Source organism: Pseudomonas sp. BW7P1, from assembly GCF_024981055.1.
GTDB lineage: Bacteria > Pseudomonadota > Gammaproteobacteria > Pseudomonadales > Pseudomonadaceae > Aquipseudomonas > Aquipseudomonas bananamidigenes.
The window spans coordinates 5,970,158-5,990,686 of sequence record NZ_CP103374.1 but is presented as its reverse complement, the minus strand read 5'-3'; the positions used below and the strand labels follow the sequence as shown (position 1 = coordinate 5,990,686).

21 protein-coding genes are annotated in these 20,529 nt (G+C 60.2%); 15 read left to right on the top strand and 6 right to left on the bottom strand.

The features are described 5' to 3' along the window. Positions 1-231: 231 nt before the first annotated feature. From NWV16_RS27125 to NWV16_RS27115, 3 genes are all read left to right on the top strand, one after another. Positions 232-2,580 carry an S-type pyocin domain-containing protein gene (locus tag NWV16_RS27125; RefSeq protein ID WP_260521421.1) on the top strand — a complete coding sequence of 783 codons (2,349 nt, stop codon included), beginning with the start codon at positions 232-234 and terminating at the stop codon, positions 2,578-2,580. After that, a complete protein-coding gene (locus tag NWV16_RS27120; RefSeq protein ID WP_260521420.1) occupies positions 2,573-2,830 on the top strand; it encodes a bacteriocin immunity protein in 258 nt (85 codons plus the stop codon). The genes NWV16_RS27125 and NWV16_RS27120 overlap by 8 nt, the downstream gene beginning before the upstream one ends. Before the next feature lie 82 nt (positions 2,831-2,912). Further along, a complete protein-coding gene (locus tag NWV16_RS27115) occupies positions 2,913-3,173 on the top strand; it encodes a bacteriocin immunity protein (RefSeq protein ID WP_260521419.1) in 261 nt (86 codons plus the stop codon). A gap of 21 nt (positions 3,174-3,194) precedes the next feature. On the opposite strand, the gene NWV16_RS27110 is transcribed toward NWV16_RS27115, so the two are convergent. Further along, positions 3,195-3,770, bottom strand: a complete 576-nt coding sequence (locus NWV16_RS27110; protein ID WP_260521418.1) for a DUF6436 domain-containing protein — start codon at positions 3,768-3,770, stop codon at positions 3,195-3,197. 97 nt (positions 3,771-3,867) lie between these two features. On the opposite strand from NWV16_RS27110, the gene NWV16_RS27105 reads away from it, so the two are divergent. After that, complete coding sequence (locus NWV16_RS27105; RefSeq protein WP_260521417.1) at positions 3,868-4,818, top strand: alpha/beta hydrolase; 951 nt, start codon at positions 3,868-3,870, stop codon at positions 4,816-4,818. Position 4,819: 1 nt separating this feature from the next. On the opposite strand, the gene NWV16_RS27100 is transcribed toward NWV16_RS27105, so the two are convergent. Next, complete coding sequence (locus NWV16_RS27100; protein ID WP_260521416.1) at positions 4,820-5,572, bottom strand: DUF2059 domain-containing protein; 753 nt, start codon at positions 5,570-5,572, stop codon at positions 4,820-4,822. A 108-nt stretch (positions 5,573-5,680) separates the two neighbouring features. On the opposite strand from NWV16_RS27100, the gene NWV16_RS27095 reads away from it, so the two are divergent. Both NWV16_RS27095 and NWV16_RS27090 read left to right on the top strand, forming a co-directional pair. Further along, positions 5,681-6,313, top strand: a complete 633-nt coding sequence (locus tag NWV16_RS27095; RefSeq protein WP_065258886.1) for a 2OG-Fe(II) oxygenase — start codon at positions 5,681-5,683, stop codon at positions 6,311-6,313. A 1-nt stretch (position 6,314) separates the two neighbouring features. Further along, a complete protein-coding gene (locus tag NWV16_RS27090; protein ID WP_260521415.1) occupies positions 6,315-6,800 on the top strand; it encodes a DUF523 domain-containing protein in 486 nt (161 codons plus the stop codon). Positions 6,801-6,919: 119 nt separating this feature from the next. Here NWV16_RS27090 and NWV16_RS27085 read toward each other — a convergent pair whose 3' ends face one another. Further along, positions 6,920-7,504, bottom strand: coding sequence for a transporter substrate-binding domain-containing protein (locus NWV16_RS27085; protein WP_260521414.1), 585 nt, complete (start codon positions 7,502-7,504; stop codon positions 6,920-6,922). Between the two features lie 134 nt (positions 7,505-7,638). Between NWV16_RS27085 and NWV16_RS27080 the strand changes: the two genes are divergently transcribed. Continuing rightward, a complete protein-coding gene (locus NWV16_RS27080) occupies positions 7,639-8,064 on the top strand; it encodes a DUF4399 domain-containing protein (RefSeq protein WP_260521413.1) in 426 nt (141 codons plus the stop codon). Between the two features lie 97 nt (positions 8,065-8,161). On the opposite strand, the gene serA is transcribed toward NWV16_RS27080, so the two are convergent. Next, on the bottom strand, positions 8,162-9,391 hold the full coding sequence (gene serA / locus NWV16_RS27075; RefSeq protein ID WP_065258890.1) for a phosphoglycerate dehydrogenase: 1,230 nt from the start codon (positions 9,389-9,391) through the stop codon (positions 8,162-8,164). A 206-nt stretch (positions 9,392-9,597) separates the two neighbouring features. Between serA and NWV16_RS27070 the strand changes: the two genes are divergently transcribed. The 4 genes from NWV16_RS27070 (at position 9,598) to NWV16_RS27055 (ending at position 13,869) form a co-directional block, all read left to right on the top strand. Continuing rightward, positions 9,598-10,992: an FAD-binding oxidoreductase gene (locus tag NWV16_RS27070; RefSeq protein WP_260521412.1), complete on the top strand. Its 1,395-nt coding sequence runs from the start codon at positions 9,598-9,600 to the stop codon at positions 10,990-10,992. Between the two features lie 40 nt (positions 10,993-11,032). Further along, on the top strand, positions 11,033-11,698 hold the full coding sequence (locus tag NWV16_RS27065; protein WP_169432349.1) for a fumarylacetoacetate hydrolase family protein: 666 nt from the start codon (positions 11,033-11,035) through the stop codon (positions 11,696-11,698). A 223-nt stretch (positions 11,699-11,921) separates the two neighbouring features. After that, positions 11,922-12,845, top strand: coding sequence for an SdiA-regulated domain-containing protein (locus NWV16_RS27060; RefSeq protein ID WP_260521411.1), 924 nt, complete (start codon positions 11,922-11,924; stop codon positions 12,843-12,845). 106 nt (positions 12,846-12,951) lie between these two features. Further along, complete coding sequence (locus NWV16_RS27055; RefSeq protein WP_260521410.1) at positions 12,952-13,869, top strand: SdiA-regulated domain-containing protein; 918 nt, start codon at positions 12,952-12,954, stop codon at positions 13,867-13,869. Positions 13,870-14,015: 146 nt separating this feature from the next. On the opposite strand, the gene rpiA is transcribed toward NWV16_RS27055, so the two are convergent. After that, positions 14,016-14,690, bottom strand: a complete 675-nt coding sequence (rpiA, locus tag NWV16_RS27050; protein WP_085731521.1) for a ribose-5-phosphate isomerase RpiA — start codon at positions 14,688-14,690, stop codon at positions 14,016-14,018. Positions 14,691-14,838: 148 nt separating this feature from the next. On the opposite strand from rpiA, the gene ilvA reads away from it, so the two are divergent. Together ilvA and NWV16_RS27040 are read left to right on the top strand one after the other, a co-directional pair. After that, positions 14,839-16,353: a threonine ammonia-lyase, biosynthetic gene (ilvA, locus tag NWV16_RS27045; protein WP_065258896.1), complete on the top strand. Its 1,515-nt coding sequence runs from the start codon at positions 14,839-14,841 to the stop codon at positions 16,351-16,353. A 39-nt stretch (positions 16,354-16,392) separates the two neighbouring features. Further along, positions 16,393-16,818, top strand: a complete 426-nt coding sequence (locus tag NWV16_RS27040) for a DUF2269 domain-containing protein (RefSeq protein ID WP_260521409.1) — start codon at positions 16,393-16,395, stop codon at positions 16,816-16,818. Between the two features lie 135 nt (positions 16,819-16,953). Here the strand turns inward: NWV16_RS27040 and NWV16_RS27035 are convergent, their stop codons facing one another. Next, positions 16,954-17,610: an HAD family phosphatase gene (locus NWV16_RS27035; protein ID WP_260521408.1), complete on the bottom strand. Its 657-nt coding sequence runs from the start codon at positions 17,608-17,610 to the stop codon at positions 16,954-16,956. A 143-nt stretch (positions 17,611-17,753) separates the two neighbouring features. On the opposite strand from NWV16_RS27035, the gene NWV16_RS27030 reads away from it, so the two are divergent. Both NWV16_RS27030 and ptsP read left to right on the top strand, forming a co-directional pair. After that, on the top strand, positions 17,754-18,233 hold the full coding sequence (locus NWV16_RS27030) for an RNA pyrophosphohydrolase (RefSeq protein WP_003229203.1): 480 nt from the start codon (positions 17,754-17,756) through the stop codon (positions 18,231-18,233). 22 nt (positions 18,234-18,255) lie between these two features. After that, positions 18,256-20,520 carry a phosphoenolpyruvate--protein phosphotransferase gene (gene ptsP / locus NWV16_RS27025; protein WP_065258899.1) on the top strand — a complete coding sequence of 755 codons (2,265 nt, stop codon included), beginning with the start codon at positions 18,256-18,258 and terminating at the stop codon, positions 20,518-20,520. Positions 20,521-20,529 lie beyond the last annotated feature (9 nt).

Sequence of the window (20,529 nt, the reverse complement as noted above, 5' to 3'; positions counted from 1 at the left end):
TTTATATGAAGGCATTGATGGTGCTGATCCAGTTGAAGCGCGCAACCGGGATTTCATAACACAGTATTTCTGGAATAGGAAGTTTCCTTCAGGTTTTCGGGAAGTGCACTACAGGTCTGTTATTGCGACGTTTAACCGGGCAGGCCTATAAAAGACCTCGAGAAAAAAAGCGGAGGACTAAAACGAAGTTTGCGAATTCGATACATGGAATAACTGACATGGAGAAGTCGTATGAGTGATATTGAAAACTATCTTGGACCACACAAGCAGACTGCGCCGGGGAAATATGAACTGGCACCGATACCCATCCAGACAACTGCGCCGGTTCGATTGGCGCAGGGTGGGTTTTTCTCGGGGAGTTGGGGATTGAATGAAGGACCGCATAGAGGCACCGGTCAAGGTTCTGGTCAACTGGATCCGTTAACTCCGTTTATTTGGGATGACTTGATGCATGAGCAGCAGAATGCTCAGGCGCATATTGATCTTGAGTACGCTGGAATATTCAGCAATCTCGGAGCTGTCGCCACTAATGAAGTAGAGCAGGCCAGGCAGGCGGCCGGTATCGGACTTTCATTGCTTCAGAAAGTCAAGGCCGATCAGGAAGTAACCATTCAGGTTATTCACGCGAAGTTGCTGGAGTATCGTGCCCATACCGAGGGCGCTTATTCCTTGTATGGTCATAATCCGTTTTTCCTGATGAAGGATTTGTCCTTCAGGAAAATACGGGAAAGTCTGGCGTCGCCGGTGCCGGATGTTTCCATCGCTTATGCGGCCATCGACAGGGCCTATCGTTCGGCCATGGAACTGCGGCGCCTTGCATGGGTGATGGCCATTATCGGCAATCAACTACCGGGCCTGGCTGCACGAAGAAGTCAGGTGGAGGGGGCAGCGCAACTGACCAGGGACGCTCGGGAGATTCTTGCTGCCGAAAGGCTGTCCGTGGTCAATCTGGAAACGAATATCCGCTTCCAGTTTCTGCCGGGATTTCTCGTTGAAAGAATCGCTGCGGCGGCGGGGTCAACCGGAGGCAGTCTTTCTCAAACACTCACGAATTATAAAATCGCAGCGGACAACATTCGCGCCGCCGAGCAAGCCGCCGTCCGGCCCTATGCGATCGCCAACCCGGCGATCAACGCCCCGTTGAGCAAGCCCGAGCTCGAGGCGTTGAAAAACCTGGTGGACCTGCAGGCCACTACGGATCTGGGCAGGCGCTGGCAGGACTATCACGCTTCGCTTCTGCATTCGGAAAACGCCCGGCATATGGTCGCGGCGGCGGACGCATTTGCCGGTCTGATCACCCGGGCTCAGGAGGCGGAGCGGTTGCAGCAGGAGATACGCCTTGCCCGGGAGCAGGAAGCCTGGCATTTGCAGGAGCAGGCACGCCTGCGGGAAGAGGCGCGAATTGCCGCCGAGGCAGAAGCAAGACGCATAGCCAATGAGCAAGCGCGGGCAGCGGCAGAGGCTCTTCGTTCCGCCCATACCTTCCGCGCACCGGGTGCCACTTCTGCCGCCGGGCCACTGTTCATGACGTCGGCCGGAGTCCTGGCGGTTGCCGAGGCCGCTTCGGTCAGCCTGCAAGCGGCCGTTCGCAGTGCCATTACGGCTTTGGGCAGTCTGGCGGCCAGCGTCGGGGCAGGCGCGGTGGTCGGTGTCAGCGCATTGGTCTACTCCTCGAAACTGGGTAACGGCGAACTGCCGGACCGTTATGCATTCAGTACGCCGCTGTCGGACATCGCGCCTGATCCGGCGCCAGACCTGCACGCCATTGCGGCTGCCGGGGGCGTGGTCGATCTGCCTTACCGATTCAGTTCGAAGACCGATGCGAACGGGCAGTCAGAGGTTTTTGTCGTCAGGACCGATGGCCTGAACGTTCCGTCGACTGTCAGGGTGCTGGCGGCTTTCTATGACGCCGAACGCAACGTCTACACCGCAACCACCGCCGATGTTCCGCCACGCACCCTGACCTGGACGCCGATCGTAAACCCGGGCAACAACTCGACAATCTTACCGGCCGAACCGACGGATCCACCTGTCTACACCGGAGCGACGGTGATCCCGGTCGAGGGACGCCTCGATTCGTTCCCGGCGGTATCCGAAGCCGGATTCGATGACTATGTCCTGGTGTTCCCGCTGGACTCCGGGCTGCCGCCGAACTACATCATGTTTCGGGACCGGCGGGAGGATCCGGGCGTCGCGACAGGGGTGGGTCAGGTGGTGTCGGGGAACTGGCTTGCCAGCGCATCGCAAGGCGAAGGCGCGCCGGTGCCAGCGCAGATTGCCGATCAGTTGCGAGGGCGGGAGTTCAGGAATTTTCGGGCGTTTCGGGAGGCGTTCTGGAAGGCGGTGGCCGGGGATCCGGAGTTGTCTCGTCAATTTAAAACAGTAAACATCCTTGAAATGGCAAATGGAAATGCTCCTTTTGCTCCAGAAATAGAACGGGCAGGAGGAGCCGGGAAATTCGAGCTACATCATAAAATTTATATTTCGAATAATGGCAGTGTCTATGGTTTGGAAAATATTACTGTGGTCACGCCTAGCCGACATAAAGAAATCCACAGAGGACAGCGGCCAAATGATTAACAAGACGATTTCAGACTTTACGGAGAGAGAGTTTTTGGAGTTTGTTTCCGCAATATTCGATCCAAGCTCACGCACGGAGGAGGAAGGTGTTGCACTGGTTTCGGAGTTTAGGCGTTTGACAGAGCATCCGAGTGGTTCAGATTTGATCTATTACCCGCGGGAAGGTAGGGAAGATAGTCCGGAAGGAGTTGTGCAGGAAGTTAAAGAGTGGCGGGCTTCGAAAGGAAAGCCTGGATTTAAATCGGAATAGATCCTTGGCAGTGCCCTTGTTGTCTGAGTAGCGGTAAGGGCACTTTTTTTGTTGTGAGACATTAATTAGGTTGGTGATTGCCATGTCAGTAACTAGTAAGCGTATAAGCGATCTGTTGGAGTCTGAATTTTTGAGCTTTGTTACAAGGGTTTATAATAATGATTACGATACTGAGGAACAGCATATTGATGCTGTTTTAGAGTTCAAGGCTTTGAGCGAGCACCCCTCCGGTTCAGACCTGATCTTTTATCCGGAGCCAGGAAAAAGTGGGCCAACAGAAGTGGTTGAAGAGGTGAAGGCATGGCGGGCCGCCAACGGCAAACCTGGGTTTAAAGTGGTTTAGTTGTGGAGTGTGGCGAAACTCTCACTCCCCACTCAACCATGGGCAGTAGCAACCGACCGCCAACGTATGAGTCGCATTCACCGGACGATCATCACTCAACGCCTGCAGGATCGGTTCGATAAAACTGTTGCTGGAATTACAGGTCAGGCCTTCGCTGTAGGGGCCGAAGTATGCCAGTTTGCCGCTGCGGTCCCAGATCGCCACGGCGGGGCTGGCGGGGATCTGTTCGGAGCCGGGCAGCACTGCGATGGTCTTGAGGTTGCTGAGAGTGGCGGGTAACTGGCCGTGGCTGCCGGCCTTCTGCACGGCGAAGAACTCCACACCCTTGGGGCCGAACTGTTCAACCATCTCGGTCAGGTGCTGCTGATTGCCGACATTGCACGGGCAGGCCGGGTCCCAGAAATGCACCAGGCGGATATTGCCGGGGCCGGCGAGGTCGTCGGGCAGGCGCAGCGGGTCGCCGGAAAACACCGCGGTATGTTCGCTGAACGCCCGCAGATAACGGCCCTGAAACCAGTCGTACGCCACCCACAGCACGCCGGCACACACGATGGCGAGCAGGCTGGCAAACAGTGCGGTGCGGTAGGGCGGGCGCATGGTTTTCGATCCTCGGGAGCGCGCTAGCTTGCCATGCTTGCTTCTACAGATGAATATCGCAGGCCGATAAAGTCTGTTTACCGTTCTGGAATTGCCCATGTCTGTTGCTTTCGATCCCGATCATCTGCGTGCGAGCCTCAAGCCGTTGGCCGAGTGGCAGCCGTTGTCCGAGGAGGCGAAAGCGTATCAGCGGTTCTACAAGACCGACTTCCCGGAGCGCGATGTCTGGCGCGGCATGGGCCGCTTCGACGTCGATGGTTATGAACTCGTCAGCCATTGCTGGTGGCCGGCGGAAACGGCCAGGGCCACGCTGTTTCTGGTGCACGGTTTTTATGATCACACCGGTCTCTATCGGCATGTGATCGAGTGGGCGCTGGATCTGGGGTTTGCGGTGATTGCCTGTGACTTGCCCGGGCATGGTCTGTCGAGCGGGCCGCGGGCGAGCATCCGCGATTTCTCCGAGTATCAGGATGTGCTGCAAGGCCTGTTCGCCGAGGCCCGCTCGATTGCCCTGCCACAGCCGTGGCACCTGTGCGGGCAAAGCACCGGCGGGGCGATCATTGTCGACCATGTGCTCAATCACGGTGAGAACAGCCCGGCCCAGGGCCAGTTGATTTTGCTGGCGCCGCTGGTGCGGCCACGGGCCTGGGGCTGGTCGCAGTTCAGTTACTACCTGCTGCGACCTTTCGTGCGGGGCATCGCCCGGCGTTTCAGCGAAAACTCCAACGACCCGGATTTCCTGCCGTTCCTGCAAGCCGACCCGCTACAGCCCAAGCGTTTGCCGACGGCGTGGGTCGGGGCGTTGTCGCGCTGGATCAAACGAGTGGAATACGCGAAAAAGAGCCCGCGTCGGCCCCTGATCGTCCAGGGCCAGGCGGATATGACCGTGGACTGGCAACACAATCTGCAAGTGATGAAGTGGAAGTTCGACCGACCGCAGATTCTTCTGATGGCCGATGCGCGGCATCACCTGGCCAATGAAACGGCACCGATGCGCGAGGAGTATTTCGAGTTCTTGAGCAAGCGGATCAAGGGCCGCAATCGCTAGATCACTGGCTTGGGTTCGAGGTGCTCTGGCCGACGGCCAGCCCGGCGCGAATCGCTGCCAGCGCCGCCTGATAGTAGGCCTTGCCTTCGGTGGATTCGGCAAAGGTCGCGAACTCTTCCAGCTCTTCATCCGACAAGTCGCGATAGACATACAGCAGCGTGTTGTTCAGGTCGGCACCGATCTGATCCATCAGGCGCTGGCGTTGACTGTTCAGCATCCCCTGGGCCTGACCGCCGCCGAGCAGGCCGGGGATCATCGAACTCAGGCTGTCTGCCGCCACGCCGGCAATCGCCAGGCTGACTTCGGCGCCGGCCTCGCGGGCGGGCAGGGCTTGGGCGAGATGGCCGATGATCAGCAGGCGATTGTCGCTGGCCTGCATCTTCGGCAGACCCCTGGCGTTTTTCGCCAATTGATCGCGGCGGGTCGCCAGCAGTTCGGCGGCGACGATCTTTTTGCCCAGCGGCGACTGGAAAAATGCGAGGGCCGGCTTCGGATCGGCGAGGTTTCTGCGCAGTTGCGCCTCGGCGCGCTGGTCCACGGCCTGGGGGGCGAAGCGCTGGTTGCTGTTGTTCACCAGCGCCTGAAACACCGCCGGCGGCAGGCTGCTCTGGTAACGCTGTTGCGCGGCGCTCAGGGCGTCATTGAAATGCGCGCGTTGGTCCGGCCAGCCGGCGACCTTGTACAACTGGTCGTGGCCGTCTGCCCAGGCGGGCAAAACGCAGAACATCAACAGTGAAAAAAGCAAACGGCGCATAGGGACTCCTGTCGGCAGCGGACTATTCTCCGTGCGGTGCCGGTACTTGTCGAGAATTCGTATCAAGCCGCCGCGTGGCTCTGTCGCAATTCTTGCCGCAGGCATACTATGCGCGCCATGCAAATATCCTCTGAACACCCGCTGCTGTTACGTATCGTCGACGACCTGGCCGAGCGTGGCTGGTCGCAGCAGAACATTTTCCTGCCTGCGGATCTGACCCGCGCGCTGGCCGCCGAGTGCCGCAAACGCGAGGCCGAAGGTGAACTGGCGCCGGCGGGCGTCGGGCGCGGGCCGTTTACGGAGGTCCGCGAGGGCATTCGTGGCGACCATATCCAATGGATCGATCCGGGTCAGGCCGAGGCCAGTGACCGTTATCTGAACCTGATGAACAGCCTGCGCGAGGCCCTCAATCGGGGACTGTTCCTCGGTCTGGAAGACTTCGAATGCCATTTCGCCCTGTACCCGCCGGGTGCGTTTTACCGCAAGCATGTCGACCGTTTTCGCGACGATGACCGGCGCATGGTCTCGGCAGTGATCTACCTCAACGACGGCTGGCTGCCGGAGGATGGCGGGCAGTTGCGCATGTATCTGGAAGGTGATCGGGTCCATGACGTGCAACCCACCGGTGGCTGCCTGGTGGTGTTTCTTTCCGGCGAAGTGCCTCACGAAGTATTGCCGGCCAGCCGTGAGCGGTTGTCGCTGACTGGCTGGTTCCGTCGTCGTGGCAACGAGCCGTTCTGAGATGCACAGGATCCTCGTGAGTCGCTGCCTGCTGGGTCATCGCGTGCGTTACGACGGTGGTGCCAGCGGGCCGTTCGACCTGCTGGAACAGTGGATCGCCGAAGGTCGCGTCGTACCGCTGTGCCCGGAAGTGGCCGGCGGTTTGCCGACACCCCGGGCGGCGGCGGAGATCCCGGGCGGGCAGGGCGGTGAAGTGCTCGATGGCCTTGCGGCGGTGATCACCACTGAAGGCGAGGACGTCAGTGCGCAGTTTCTCGATGGCGCCCGGCAGGCATTGGAGCTGGTGCGAAAACACGGAATTCGCGTGGCGGTGCTCAAGGCCAACAGTCCTTCCTGCGGGAACCTGTTGACCTATGACGGGACGTTCAGTGGCGTGAAGGTGAGTGGCGAGGGGGTGACTGCCGCATTGCTCAAGCGCCATGGCGTGCAGGTCTTCAGTGAGTTGGAGTTGTTGCAGGCTGCACATGCCCTGACACAACTCAATTAATCGCACGCCAGAAAACACTGTGGGAGCGAGCCTGCTCGCGATTGCGCTTTGTCAGCACCGGTATTGGTGGCTGAAAGGTCGCTTTCGCGAGCAGGCTCGCTTCCACATGGAAATTGTGTTCACTTCGGGTCTTCAGAGGCCTGCACGCTCAACCACTTCTGCGACAACGCCTCCAGCCGCCCATCCGCCCTGATCCGCTGCAACGCATTCTCAAGGCTCGCGTGAAACGCCGGGTTGCCCTTCTGAAACGGTATCGCCAGATTCACCGGCGGCCCGACCTTCGGCTTCTCTTCCGTCAGGGTCTGGATCAACACCAGCGGGCGGGGTTGCTCATCCTTTTTCGCCAGCAACTGCGCATTGACCTGTGTGTAAGGCTCGCTCACGTCGAAACGATCCTTGAGTTCCGGGGTCAGTGCTATGTGGTTGAGCGCGACGTCGTACTTGCCGCTTTCGACGCCCTGAAACATATCGGCCTCGTCGGTGACAATGAAATCGGCGCGTACATCCAGTTCGCGGGCCAGTTGTTGCCCCAGCTCGACCTCGAACCCTGTGAGGGTGTCGTCATCCTTGAAATTGAAGGGCGGTGTATTAGCCTCAAGGGCGATGCGCAATTCGCCTCGGTCGTTGACGTCATCAAGCAGTTCGGCGTGAGCCAGAGGGCTCAAAAGGGGAAGCAGGCAGATCAGGCCAGGCAGAAAGCGCATGGTCACTCCTTTGAAATCATTGTCGCGGCCTGTTGGTCAGGCTCGCTTTGCTATGGTTGTCGAGTGCCTTCGACAACGAATGGTCATGAAGTTGTCATGACCGCGCGGATTTTACGGAAAAACTGGAGAAGAGAATGAAAACAATCATGTCACGTGCTGTATTGGCCGGGTTACTGATGAGTGCTTCGGTGCTGGCCAGTGCGGCCACGCCTGCGCCGAAGGGTGCCGAAGTGTTCATCGTTTCTCCCGAGGACGGTGCCACGGTTTCGCAGACCTTCACCGTCAAGTTCGGTACCAAGGATGTCGCGCTCGCGCCGGCCGGTGATGCCACACCGAACACCGGTCACCACCATCTGCTGATCGACGCCAAGGACATCGTTCCGGCTGGCGCAGTGGTGCCGACCGACGCCAACCATATGCACTTCGGCAAGGCGCAGACCCAAGCCGACATCAAACTCGCGCCAGGCAAGCACACCTTGCAGCTGGAACTGGGCGACAAGAACCACGTGGCTTTCGACCCGCCGGTGGTCTCGAAGAAAATCACCGTCAACGTCGAATAAAAAAAGGGAGCCCTTCGGGGCTCCCTTTTTTCAGTGACGAGGTTCAGGCAAAAGCGCTTTTCACTTGCCGCTTGAAGCTTGCCACGCGTAGCTGCAATTAAAACAGCACACGGCTACGGATGGTGCCGTTGACGTGTTGCAGCTTCTCTTGCGCCAGCTCCGAGTACTCGGCGTCGACGTCGATCACCACGTAACCGACCTTCTCGTTGGTCTGCAGGAACTGACCGGAGATGTTGATGCCGTTTTCGGCGAAGACCTTGTTGATCTCGCTCATCACACCCGGGATGTTCTCGTGGATGTGCAGCAGGCGGTGTTTGCCAGGGTGAGCCGGCAGGGCCACTTCCGGGAAGTTCACCGACGATACCGACGTACCGTTGTCGCTGTACTTGACCAGTTTCTCTGCCACTTCCAGACCGATGTTGGCCTGCGCTTCAGCGGTGGAACCACCGATGTGCGGGGTCAGGATCACGTTGTCCAGGCCGCGCAGCGGGCTTTCGAACTCTTCGTCGTTGGAACGCGGCTCGACCGGGAACACGTCGATGGCGGCGCCGATCAGGTGCTTGTCCTTGATCGCGGCGGCCAGGTGCTCCAGCTCGACCACGGTGCCGCGTGCAGCGTTGATCAGGATGCCGCCCTTCTTGATGGCGCGGATTTCCTTCTCGCCGATCATCCACTGGGTCGCAGCGGTTTCCGGAACGTGCAGGGTGACGATGTCGGACATGCCCAGCAGCTCGTGCAGGTTGCCGACCTGAGTGGCGTTGCCCAGCGGCAGCTTGGTCACGGTGTCATAGAAGAACACCTGCATGCCAAGGCCTTCGGCCAGGACCGACAGCTGGGTACCGATCGAGCCGTAGCCGACGATGCCCAGTTTCTTGCCGCGGATCTCGAAGGAGTTGGCTGCGGACTTGATCCAGCCGCCACGGTGGCAGGATGCGTTTTTCTCGGGGATGCCGCGCAGCAGCAGGATCGCCTCGGCCAATACCAGCTCGGCCACGGAGCGGGTGTTGGAGTACGGTGCGTTGAACACGGCGATGCCGCGCTCGCGGGCCGCTTCCAGGTCGACCTGGTTGGTGCCGATGCAGAAACAGCCGACGGCCACCAGCTTCTTCGCGTGATCGAAGATCTCTTCGGTCAGTTGGGTGCGCGAACGAATGCCGATGAAGTGAGCGTCAGCGATCTTTTCCTTGAGCTGGTCTTCCGGCAGGGAGCCAGTCAGGTATTCGATGCTGGTGTAGCCCGCCGCCTTGAGGACGTCGACAGCCGATTGGTGGACGCCTTCGAGAAGAAGGAACTTGATCTTGCTCTTATCGAGAGAAGTCTTGCTCATCTGCGTAAACCTGTATCCCGGAGAAAAATGGCAGGGAGGGGAGCAGCCTGGAGCTGACCCGCACGGCAAGAATGCCGTCGCCGCAGAACAGGCCTTGGGCACTGGCCTGCGGGGTCGGTATGCTAGCATAGCCGCCCTGCTAATCACTCATTCCTGCGACGTGAAGCGTTCTCAGGATGACCATGAATTGTTCGAGAGTTCTGTCGATGACCAATCCTGCCCTGATTGATGAACTGAAGACCCTGGTCGAACCCGGCAAGGTCCTGACCGACGCCGACTCCCTGAACGCGTACGGCAAGGATTGGACCAAACATTTCGCCCCGGCGCCGAGCGCCATCGTGTTTCCCAAGACCATCGAGCAAGTGCAGGCCATCGTCCGCTGGGCCAACGAACATAAAGTGGCGCTGGTGCCATCGGGCGGGCGCACCGGGCTTTCCGCCGCTGCCGTGGCCGCCCATGGCGAAGTGGTCGTGTCGTTCGACTACATGAACCGGATTCTCGACATCAACCTCACCGACCGTACCGCCGTGTGTCAGCCGGGCGTGGTCACTGAGCAATTGCAGAACGCTGCCGAAGAACATCACCTGTACTATCCGGTTGATTTCGCTTCCGCCGGCTCCAGCCAGATTGGCGGCAATATCGGTACCAATGCCGGCGGGATCAAGGTCATTCGCTACGGCATGACCCGCAACTGGGTGGCGGGCATGAAAGTGGTCACCGGCAAGGGCGACGTGCTGGAACTGAACAAGGACCTGATCAAAAACGCCACCGGTTACGACCTGCGCCAGCTGTTCATCGGCGCCGAAGGCACCCTCGGATTTGTGGTCGAAGCCACCATGCGCCTGGATCGCGCACCGAAAAACCTCACGGCGATGGTCCTTGGCACCGCCGATTTCGACTCGATCATGCCGGTGCTGTACGCCTTTCAGGGCAAGCTCGACCTGACCGCGTTCGAGTTCTTCTCCGACAAGGCCCTGGCCAAGGTCATGGGTCGTGGCGATGTCCCGGCACCGTTCGAGACCGACTGTCCGTTCTACGCCTTGCTGGAATTCGAAGCGACCACCGAAGAGGTGGCCAACAGCGCCCTGGAAATCTTCGAGCACTGCGTGGAGCAGGGCTGGGTGCTGGATGGCGTGATGAGCCAGAGCGAAACCCAGTTGCAGAACCTGTGGAAGCTGCGCGAGTACATCTCGGAAACCATCTCCCACTGGACGCCGTACAAGAACGATATCTCGGTCACCGTCTCGAAAGTGCCGGCGTTCCTGCGAGAAATCGACGCGATCGTCGGCAAACACTACCCGGATTTCGAAATCGTCTGGTTCGGCCACATCGGCGACGGCAACCTGCACCTGAACATCCTCAAGCCGGACAACCTGAGCAAGGACGAGTTTTTCGCCAAATGCGCCACCGTCAACAAGTGGGTGTTCGAAACCGTTGAGAAGTACAACGGTTCGATCTCTGCCGAGCACGGCGTGGGCATGACCAAGCGCGATTACCTGACCTACAGCCGCTCGCCGGTGGAAATCGAATACATGAAAGCGGTCAAGGCGGTGTTCGACCCGAACGGCATCATGAACCCGGGCAAGATCTTCGCGGCTTGATCTGCAATCCCTGATGAATCAATGAAGGCAGGAGTCGGTAATGAGCTATCAGCACCAGTATGTCGACGGTACGCGGATTCATTTTCCGCTGGGGAAAGTGGTGTGCATCGGCCGTAACTACGCCGAACACGCCAAGGAGCTGGATAACCCGGTCCCAACCGAGCCGCTGCTGTTCATCAAGCCGGGCAGTTGCGTGGTGCCGCTGGAAGGCGGCTTCAGCATTCCGACCGAGCGCGGCTCCGTGCATTACGAAGCGGAAATCGCCGTGTTGATCGGCAAGCCGCTGTCGACCAAGCCAAGCCGTGAGGAAGTGCTGGACGCGATCTCCGGTTTCGCCCCCGCGCTGGACCTGACCCTGCGCGACAAGCAGGCCGAGCTCAAGTCCAAGGGTCTGCCGTGGGAAATCGCCAAGTCGTTCGATGGCGCGGCGGTGATTGCTCCGTTCGTGGTCGGCAGTACCTTCCCCGACCTCACTGACATCGGCATCCGCCTGACCATCAACGGCGAAGTGCGCCAGGACGGCAACAGCAGCGCGATGCTCAACCCGATCGTGCCGATGATCCAGCACATGGCCGGCTGCTTCTCGCTGCAGGCCGGTGATGTGATCCTGACCGGCACGCCGGTGGGAGTCGGCCCGCTGAACGTTGGCGATGACATCGTGCTGGAATTGCCGGGCGCCAGCCGCTTCACCAGCAGCGTGCGCTGATCCGGGCGTCGCGTTCCCGAGCGGGAGGTGGCGGGCTTGAGTTGAATGCTCAAGCCGGCCACCTCCCGTTTTTGTTGTGTGATCGAGTGTGCAAAGACGCAGGGCAATCCCGCCATTTGCCGTTTTTTTCACATCCTGTCCGGATAATTCCGGTCATTCTGGCGTCTGAGCCGGCCTCTTTGTGCTATTACCCATAGCCTGAATTTTCGGAACACGTCCTTCGATGCCATTTCAAGCTCAGCTCAATCCTGCTCGTCGCTCACGTTTTGCCCTGCGCTGGTATTACTGGCTGCTGCTGGCAGTCGCTGCCGCTTACGGTCTGGCGCACGCGATGCATTGGGATGACCGGGGCCTGCTCTGGCTGCGCGAGCGCTTCGAGAGTCCGGCCGAACGCACGGCCAGCATCTGGTTGCCGGACTATCGGGTGGTGATCGACGGCAAATTGCTGCCGGGCATGGAAAAGGACGAGGCCTCGGACCTGTCCTACGATTCGCAGAGCAAGACCCTGTTTTCGGTGATGGGCAAGAACCCGTTCCTGGTCGAGCTGACCTTGCAGGGCGACGTGCTGCGCAAGATGCCGCTGGTGGGCTGGAGCAACCCGGAAGGCGTGACGGTGCTGGGCAACGGCCTGCTGGCGATCGTCGACGAGCGCCAGCACATGCTGTCCATCGTGAAGGTTGATGCCGCTACCCGCGAACTCAAGCGCGACGATTTCCCGAAATACGACCTCGGCCCTTCGCAAGACCAGAACAAGGCCTTCGAAGCGATTGCCTGGGATCCGCGCAATCAACAGTTGCTGTTGGGCGAAGAACGTCCACCGGCACTGTTTACCTGGAAAAGCGACGGCAGCCAGACCCTCAACGGTGACAAGCAGAAGCTGCCGAACGACGAGCTGGACATCCGCAACCTGTCGGCGCTGGCCGTCGATCCGCGTACCGGCCATACCCTGGTGCTGTCCGCCGATTCGCATCTGCTGCTGGAGCTGGACGAGAAGGGCGAGCAAGTCAGCTTCATGACCCTGCTCGGTGGTTTCAACGGCCTGAAGAAAACCATTCCCCGCGCCGAAGGCGTGACCATGGACGAGCAGGGCACGCTGTACATGGTCAGCGAGCCGAACCTGTTCTACCGCTTCGAAAAGCAGAAATAACCTGCCCGCCGCCGCAAGGTTGTCGTCCGGGGCAAGGGGCCTTTAAGCTTTGGTTCAGACAGGCGTGATATTTCATCCGCCTGTTTTGATCCCGAGCCCAGCCCGAATGCGTCGACTTGCCCGTCCCAAGCCACTTCTGATCATCCTTTCGGTCATTACCCTGCTCGCATTGATTGCGATAGGCCAATACCTGCGCCTGTTCGAGCGCGCCTGGTTCAACCTGCAAAGTCACTGGCAGCCCCATCGCATCGAAGCGATCAATCTGGATCAGTACCACGTAGCCATCGAGGGCCGGGTCATCGAAGGGCTGAACGATGACGTCTCGGCGCTGACCTACGATCCGGTGCGCAAGACTCTGTTCACCGTCACCAACAAGAACGCCGAGTTGATCGAACTGTCACTGGACGGCCGGGTCCTGCGTCGTGTCGCGTTGGTTGGATTTGGCGATGCGGAGGCGGTCGAGTTCATCAGCGCCGATACCTACGTCATCAGCGACGAGCGCCAGCAGCGTCTGATCAAGATTCATCTGGAGCAGGACACGACGTTCCTCGATGCGGCGGATGCCGAGCAGATGACGTTGGGCGTGCACATGAGCGGCAACAAAGGGTTTGAAGGACTGGCTTACGACTCGGTGGGCAAGCGCCTGTTCGTGGCCAAGGAGCGCGATCCCATGCTGATCTACGAAGTGCACGGTTTTCCGCACTTCAACCCGGAAAAATCCTATGCGGTGCACGTGATCAACAATCCCAAGCGTGATGCCGGAATGTTCGTGCGCGACCTGTCGAGCCTGCAATACGACGAGCGCAGCGGCCATCTGCTGGCGCTGTCGGACGAGTCGCGGCTGATTCTGGAGCTGGATGTGGACGGGCGGCCATTGAGCACGATGTCGTTGAGCGGTGGTCGGCAAGGGCTGAAGAAAACCGTGCCGCAGGCGGAAGGTATCGCGATGGATGACGACGGGACGTTGTATCTGGTGAGTGAGCCGAATCTGTTCTACGTCTTCAAGAAGCCTGCGCAACCCTGACCAATACCCAAAACACTGTGGGAGCGAGCTTGCTCGCGATGAGGGAGGGTCAGTCGCCAAACATGTCGACTGTCACACCGCTATCGCTAGCAAGCTAGCTCCCACAGGTTTTTTCATCTGCCCACAAAGATGTAGGTAGTTTCGGCTTATTCAGCCTTCAGTGTTTTCACACCTTCGGAAGTACCCAGCAACAGCAGATCCGCAGGACGCGCCGCGAACAGGCCGTTGGTGACCACGCCGACGATCGCATTGATCTGCGCTTCCAGCTCCACCGGGTTGGTGATCTGCAGGTTGTGCACGTCGAGAATGATGTTGCCGTTGTCGGTCAGCACACCTTCGCGGTAGACCGGGTCGCCGCCCAGTTTCACCAATTGGCGGGCAACGTGACTGCGGGCCATCGGGATCACCTCGACCGGCAGCGGGAAGGCGCCGAGCACCGGCACCAGTTTGCTGCCGTCGGCGATGCAGATGAAGGTCTTGGCCACGGCTGCGACGATCTTCTCGCGGGTCAGGGCTGCGCCGCCGCCCTTGATCAGGTTCAGGTGCGCGTCGCTTTCGTCGGCGCCGTCGATGTAGAACTCCAGGTCGCTGACCGTGTTCAGTTCGTACACCGGAATCCCGTGGCCCTTGAGGCGCGCGGCGGTGGCTTCGGAGCTGGCGACCGCGCCATCGAACGCGCCCTTGTGCCGGGCCAGGGCGTCGATGAAGCAGTTGGCGGTGGAGCCGGTGCCGACGCCGATGATGCTCTTGTCGTCGAGTTTCGGAAGGATGAAGTCGACGGCGGCCTGGGCCACGGCCTGTTTGAGTTGATCCTGGGTCATGCGGGCTCCGGAAGCGGGCAAGGGAAGAACGGAAAGGCCGGCATTATAGCCGCAAGCCGGGCTAAAACCTCTGCAATCGTGTGGTCGTGCGGCCGAAAGCCGGGTTAGACTCGTTGGCCCTGCCCAACCCGCTCAGTGATGCTTTCCGATGCTCGAACAGTACGTCAAGAAGATCCTCACCTCGCGCGTTTATGACGTTGCCGTAGAAACCCCGCTGCAGAACGCTCGCCAGCTCTCCGAGCGGCTGGGCAACGACATCTGGCTCAAGCGCGAAGACTTGCAGCCGGTGTTCTCGTTCAAGATTCGCGGCGCCTACAACAAGCTGACTCAACTGACTGACGAAGAGCGTGCTCGTGGCGTCGTCACCGCCTCGGCGGGCAACCATGCCCAGGGCCTGGCCCTGGCGGCGAAAGTGCTGGGCGTGAAAGCGACCATCGTGATGCCCAAGACCACTCCGGAGATCAAGGTCGAAGGCGTGCGTTCCCGTGGCGGAAAAGTGGTGCTGCACGGGGATTCGTTCCCGGAAGCCCTGGCCTACTCGCTGAAACTGGTCGATGAAAAAGGCTACGTCTACATCCACCCGTATGACGATCCGCACACCATTGCCGGGCAGGGCACCGTGGCGATGGAAATCCTGCGCCAGCACCCGCAGCCACTGGACGCGATCTTCGTGCCGGTGGGCGGCGGCGGTCTGATCGCCGGCATTGCGGCCTACGTGAAATACCTGCGGCCGGACATCAAGGTCATTGGCGTCGAGCCTGACGATTCCAACTGCCTGCAAGCGGCGCTGGCGGCGGGCGAGCGTGTGGTGCTGCCGACCGTGGGCATCTTCGCCGATGGCGTGGCCGTGGCGCAGATCGGCCAGCACACCTTCGATATCTGCAAGGATTACGTCGATGAAGTGATCACCGTCAGCACCGACGAGATCTGTGCGGCGATCAAGGACATCTACGACGACACCCGTTCGATCACCGAACCTGCCGGCGCGCTGGGCGTGGCCGGGATCAAGAAGTACGTCGAACAGCGCGGCGTCAGCGGCAAGACGTTCGTCGCCATCGACTCCGGGGCCAACGTCAACTTCGACCGCCTGCGCCACGTCGCCGAGCGCGCCGAGCTGGGTGAGGGCCGCGAAGCGATCATCGCCGTGACCATCCCGGAGCAGGCCGGCAGCTTCAAGGCGTTCTGCGAAGCCATCGGCAAGCGCCAGATCACCGAATTCAACTACCGCTACAACACCGGCAGCGAAGCGCACATTTTCGTCGGCGTGCAGACCCACCCGGAAAACGATCCGCGCAGCGCACTGCTGGCGAGCCTGACCGAACAGGGCTTCCCGGTACTCGACCTGACCGATAACGAACTGGCCAAGCTGCACATCCGGCACATGGTCGGCGGACGCGCGGCGCAGGTGGTCGATGAAGTGGTGCTGCGCTTCGAATTTCCGGAGCGTCCGGGGGCGCTGTTCAACTTCCTCAACAAGCTCGGTGGCCGCTGGAATATCTCGATGTTCCACTACCGCAACCACGGTGCAGCGGACGGCCGCGTGGTGGCGGGTCTGCAAGTGCCGCACGAGGAACGGCATCTGGTGCCCGCCGCGCTGGCGGAAATCGGCTACCCGTACTGGGATGAAAGCGACAACCCGGCCTATAAGCTGTTTCTTGGCTGACGGGCTACGCTGATGGGCAGGCCATAAGGAAATTCGACAATGGAAACGCTGACTGCCCTGAAAACGGCACACATGGTCGCAACGGTGGTTTTGCTGGCGAGTGCACTGGGGTTGGGTATCTGGGTGCTGCTCGCGCGACGCAAGGGTGATGCGACGGCGGGCAGCCGCACCTTGCAGCGACCACGGGTATTCCTCTGGCTGCTGATGGGGCTGGCGCTGCTGAGCATGCCGTTCACCGGCTGGTGGATGGTGCATCTGGTGGGCTGGCCGCTGGGGCAGACGTGGATTCTGGCCTCCAGCGTGCTGTACACCGTGGCGGCGCTGGCGTGGTTCTGGCTGCTGGTGCGCCTGAACCGCTTGCGCAAGACGCCGGGTGGTGTCGGCAGGTTCAGCCTTGCACTGGCGTTGTTCAGTTTTGTCTGCTTTGTGGCGATTGCCGGGTTGATGGGCGCAAAGCCGATTTAGGACTTGGGACCGAGTTGACCCCAATCGCGAGCAAGCTCGCTCCCACAGGATTTTCTCCAGACCACGATAATGTGATCGACGCATAACTCTGTGGGAGCTGCGGTGCGACGATTCGACTTGCCAGCGATGACGACATCAGTCGCGCAGCGAAATCACCGGCCAGCCGCGCTTCTCGGCTTCGGCCCGCAGATTCGGATCCGGATCAACAGCGACCGGATTCACCACCTGTTCCAGCAGCGGCAGATCATTCATCGAGTCGCTGTAGAAATAGCTGTCTTCCAGCGTATGCCCGGTCTCTTCCAGCCAGCGGCTCAGGCGCGTCACCTTGCCTTCGCGGAAACACGGCACATCGGTGCTGCGCCCGGTGTATCGGCCTTCCTGCATCTCGCACTCGGTGGCGATCAGGGTTTCAACGCCCAGGCGCACGGCAATCGGGGCGGTGACGAAGCGGTTGGTGGCGGTGATGATCACCAGTTTGTCGCCGGCGTCGCGGTGTTTTTTCAGCAACTCCAGCGCCTTCGGCAGCACGATGGGTTCGATGCAGTCGCGCATGTAATCGCTGTGCCATTGCTCGAGCACGGCCATCTCGGTGCGGCCGAGGATTTCCAGGCAGAAGTTCAGGTAGGCGGCGTTATCCAGTCTGCCCGCCAGGTAATCCTGATAGAACTCGTCGTTGCGCGCCTTGTAGGCGATCGGGTCGAGGAAGCCGCGCTCGCACAGATAGTCCCCCCAGGCGTGATCGCTGTCGCCGCCGAGAAGGGTGTTGTCCAGATCGAATAAAGCCAGGCGCATTGCAGTTACCCGCTGAAAAGTCAGTAAAAAGGCCACAAGAATACGGTCTTTTCACAAGAGTGCACATAAGCTCGGAACCTTCGTTGCCGCCTTCACAATCTTTGTGGAACAATGCGGCGACATGCGTTTGCGAGGTTGTTGCCGTGATCGACCCCGATGGTTTCCGTCCTAATGTCGGGATCATTCTGACGAATGACGCCGGGCAGGTGCTATGGGCTCGCCGTATCAATCAGGATGCCTGGCAGTTTCCGCAAGGGGGAATCAATCCCGAGGAAACGCCGGAAGACGCCTTGTACCGCGAGTTGAACGAAGAAGTGGGCCTGGAACGCGAAGATGTAGAAATTCTCGCCTGTACCCGGGGCTGGTTGCGCTATCGTTTGCCGCAACGTCTGGTGCGAACCCACAGTCAGCCGCTGTGCATCGGCCAGAAACAGAAATGGTTTCTCCTGCGCCTGATCTCCAACGAGCAGCGGGTGCGGATGGATTTGACCGGTAAACCGGAGTTCGATGGCTGGCGCTGGGTCAGCTATTGGTATCCGTTGGGCCAGGTGGTGACATTCAAGCGCGAAGTGTATCGCCGCGCTCTCAAAGAGCTTGCCCCGCGCCTTTTAGCGCGCGACTGACGACGGAGTTCGACCCCGAGCCATGCTCAATACGCTGCGCAAGATCGTCCAGGAAGTTAACTCCGCCAAGGATCTCAAGGCGGCGTTGGGGATTATTGTATTGCGCGTCAAAGAGGCCATGGGCAGCCAGGTCTGCTCGGTCTATCTGCTTGATCCCGAGACCAACCGCTTCGTCCTGATGGCCACCGAGGGCTTGAACAAGCGCTCGATCGGCAAGGTCAGCATGGCACCCAACGAAGGTCTGGTCGGCCTGGTCGGCACGCGTGAAGAACCCCTGAACCTCGAAAACGCCGCGGATCACCCGCGATACCGCTACTTCGCCGAAACGGGCGAGGAGCGTTACGCCTCGTTCCTCGGGGCGCCGATCATTCATCACCGCCGCGTCGTCGGCGTGTTGGTCATCCAGCAGAAAGAACGCCGTCAGTTCGATGAAGGTGAAGAAGCCTTCCTCGTGACCATGAGCGCGCAGCTGGCCGGCGTGATCGCCCATGCCGAGGCCACCGGGTCGATCCGTGGCCTGGGCCGGCAGGGCAAGGGCATCCAGGAAGCCAAGTTCGTCGGTGTGCCGGGTTCGCCGGGCGCGGCGGTCGGTACGGCGGTGGTCATGTTGCCGCCGGCCGACCTCGATGTCGTGCCAGACAAGTCTGTCGACGACATCGATGCCGAAATAAAACTGTTCAAGAAGGCGCTTGAAGGCGTGCGCGCCGACATGCGCAACCTGTCGACCAAACTGGCCACCCAGTTGCGTCCCGAAGAACGCGCGTTGTTCGACGTGTACCAGATGATGCTCGATGACGCGTCCCTCGGTAACGAAGTCAAAACCGTGATCAAGACGGGCCAGTGGGCCCAGGGCGCGCTGCGTCAGGTGGTGACCGACCACGTCAACCGTTTCGAATTGATGGACGATGAATACCTGCGTGAGCGGGCGTCGGATGTGCGAGACCTCGGTCGCCGTCTGCTGGCCTATCTGCAGGAAGACCGCACGACCAACATGGTTTTCCCCGACAACACCATCCTGGTCAGTGAAGAACTGACCGCCACCCAGCTCGGTGAAGTGCCGGAAGGCAAGCTGGTGGGGTTGGTCTCGGTACTGGGTTCGGGTAACTCTCACGTCGCGATCCTGGCCCGGGCCATGGGTATTCCGACGGTGATGGGTGTAGTCGACTTGCCGTACGCCAAGGTCGATGGCATCCCGATGATCGTCGACGGGATCAAGGGCGAAATCTACACCAACCCAAGCGAAGTGCTGATCAAGCAATTCGCCGACGTGGTGGAAGAAGAGAAGCAGCTGGCACTTGGGCTCGACACCCTGCGCGACCTGCCGTGCGTGACCCTCGATGGCCATCGCATGCCGCTGTGGGTCAACACCGGTCTGCTGGCGGACGTGGCGCGGGCACAGAAACGTGGCGCCGAAGGCGTCGGCCTGTACCGCACCGAAGTACCGTTCATGATCAACCAGCGCTTCCCGAGCGAGAAGGAACAGCTGGCGATCTACCGCGAACAGCTCGCCGCGTTCCACCCGCAACCGGTGACCATGCGTACGCTGGACATCGGCGGTGACAAGGCGCTGTCGTACTTCCCGATCAAGGAAGACAACCCGTTCCTTGGCTGGCGCGGGATTCGCGTCACCCTCGATCACCCGGAAATCTTCCTGGTGCAGACCCGCGCCATGCTCAAGGCCAGCGAAGGCCTGAACAACCTGCGGATCCTGTTGCCGATGATCTCCGGCATCCACGAACTCGAAGAAGCGTTGCACCTGATCCACCGGGCCTGGGGCGAAGTGCGCGACGAAGGCACCGACGTGCCGATGCCGCCGGTGGGCGTGATGATCGAGATTCCGGCGGCGGTCTACCAGACCAGAGAGCTGGCGCGGATGGTGGACTTCCTGTCGGTCGGCTCCAACGACCTGACCCAGTATCTGCTGGCCGTGGACCGCAACAACCCACGGGTGGCGGACCTCTACGACTACCTGCACCCGGCGGTGCTGCAAGCCTTGCAGATCGTGGTGCGCGATGCCCATGCCGAAGGCAAGCCGGTGAGCATCTGCGGCGAGATGGCCGGTGATCCGGCAGCCGCCGTGCTGTTGATGGCAATGGGTTTCGACAGCCTGTCGATGAACGCCACCAATCTGCCGAAAGTGAAGTGGATGCTGCGTCAGCTCAATCTGAGCAAGGCGAAGGATCTGTTGGCGGAACTGATGACCATCGACAACCCGCAGGTTATCCACAGCTCGCTGCAACTGGCGTTGAAGAGTCTCGGGTTATCGCGGACGGTCAAACCGCTCTGAACAGAAGAT

Excerpts from the sequence above, each read along its gene's own strand:
- rpiA (WP_085731521.1), bottom strand. The coding sequence starts at position 14,690 with ATGACCCAGGATCAACTCAAACAGGCCGTGGCCCAGGCCGCCGTCGAC.
- NWV16_RS27120 (WP_260521420.1), top strand. The coding sequence starts at position 2,573 with ATGATTAACAAGACGATTTCAGACTTTACGGAGAGAGAGTTTTTGGAG.
- ptsP (WP_065258899.1), top strand. The coding sequence starts at position 18,256 with ATGCTCAATACGCTGCGCAAGATCGTCCAGGAAGTTAACTCCGCCAAG.
- NWV16_RS27125 (WP_260521421.1), top strand. The coding sequence starts at position 232 with ATGAGTGATATTGAAAACTATCTTGGACCACACAAGCAGACTGCGCCG.
- NWV16_RS27040 (WP_260521409.1), top strand. The coding sequence starts at position 16,393 with ATGGAAACGCTGACTGCCCTGAAAACGGCACACATGGTCGCAACGGTG.
- NWV16_RS27080 (WP_260521413.1), top strand. The coding sequence starts at position 7,639 with ATGAAAACAATCATGTCACGTGCTGTATTGGCCGGGTTACTGATGAGT.
- ilvA (WP_065258896.1), top strand. The coding sequence starts at position 14,839 with ATGCTCGAACAGTACGTCAAGAAGATCCTCACCTCGCGCGTTTATGAC.
- NWV16_RS27035 (WP_260521408.1), bottom strand. The coding sequence starts at position 17,610 with ATGCGCCTGGCTTTATTCGATCTGGACAACACCCTTCTCGGCGGCGAC.
- NWV16_RS27055 (WP_260521410.1), top strand. The coding sequence starts at position 12,952 with ATGCGTCGACTTGCCCGTCCCAAGCCACTTCTGATCATCCTTTCGGTC.
- NWV16_RS27065 (WP_169432349.1), top strand. The coding sequence starts at position 11,033 with ATGAGCTATCAGCACCAGTATGTCGACGGTACGCGGATTCATTTTCCG.
- NWV16_RS27070 (WP_260521412.1), top strand. The coding sequence starts at position 9,598 with ATGACCAATCCTGCCCTGATTGATGAACTGAAGACCCTGGTCGAACCC.
- NWV16_RS27085 (WP_260521414.1), bottom strand. The coding sequence starts at position 7,504 with ATGCGCTTTCTGCCTGGCCTGATCTGCCTGCTTCCCCTTTTGAGCCCT.
- serA (WP_065258890.1), bottom strand. The coding sequence starts at position 9,391 with ATGAGCAAGACTTCTCTCGATAAGAGCAAGATCAAGTTCCTTCTTCTC.
- NWV16_RS27090 (WP_260521415.1), top strand. The coding sequence starts at position 6,315 with ATGCACAGGATCCTCGTGAGTCGCTGCCTGCTGGGTCATCGCGTGCGT.
- NWV16_RS27115 (WP_260521419.1), top strand. The coding sequence starts at position 2,913 with ATGTCAGTAACTAGTAAGCGTATAAGCGATCTGTTGGAGTCTGAATTT.
- NWV16_RS27060 (WP_260521411.1), top strand. The coding sequence starts at position 11,922 with ATGCCATTTCAAGCTCAGCTCAATCCTGCTCGTCGCTCACGTTTTGCC.
- NWV16_RS27095 (WP_065258886.1), top strand. The coding sequence starts at position 5,681 with ATGCGCGCCATGCAAATATCCTCTGAACACCCGCTGCTGTTACGTATC.
- NWV16_RS27105 (WP_260521417.1), top strand. The coding sequence starts at position 3,868 with ATGTCTGTTGCTTTCGATCCCGATCATCTGCGTGCGAGCCTCAAGCCG.
- NWV16_RS27100 (WP_260521416.1), bottom strand. The coding sequence starts at position 5,572 with ATGCGCCGTTTGCTTTTTTCACTGTTGATGTTCTGCGTTTTGCCCGCC.
- NWV16_RS27110 (WP_260521418.1), bottom strand. The coding sequence starts at position 3,770 with ATGCGCCCGCCCTACCGCACCGCACTGTTTGCCAGCCTGCTCGCCATC.